Here is a 220-nt window from a genome sequence, read left to right as displayed (position 1 = left end):
ATTTCAGCGCGCCGATGTCGGCCGTTTCAATCGCGGCGATGTCGTTGGTGCTGAAGGCGCTCACCTGGGCCGAGCTCAGGGCGCCGAACTGGTTGGACGACAGCGCGACGACCTGGTCGGTGGTCAGCGCCGCGACGTTGGCGGTGGTGATCGCCGCCACTTGCGCGGTGGTCAGGTTGGACAGCTGGTCGGTGGTCAGCGCCGCCAGTTGCGCCGTCTT

The 220-nt window shown here is 67.3% G+C and carries 1 protein-coding gene; it reads right to left on the bottom strand.

The window, feature by feature from the left end:
• A partial coding sequence (locus KVP70_RS33995) for a hypothetical protein (RefSeq protein ID WP_217946825.1) occupies positions 1–220 on the bottom strand: 220 nt, incomplete at both ends.

The sequence above is a fragment of the Duganella violaceipulchra genome (assembly GCF_019166075.1).
Lineage (GTDB): Bacteria > Pseudomonadota > Gammaproteobacteria > Burkholderiales > Burkholderiaceae_D > Rugamonas > Rugamonas violaceipulchra.
Note: the sequence above shows the minus strand (reverse complement) of the source record. Positions and strands in the feature narration are given on the sequence as shown.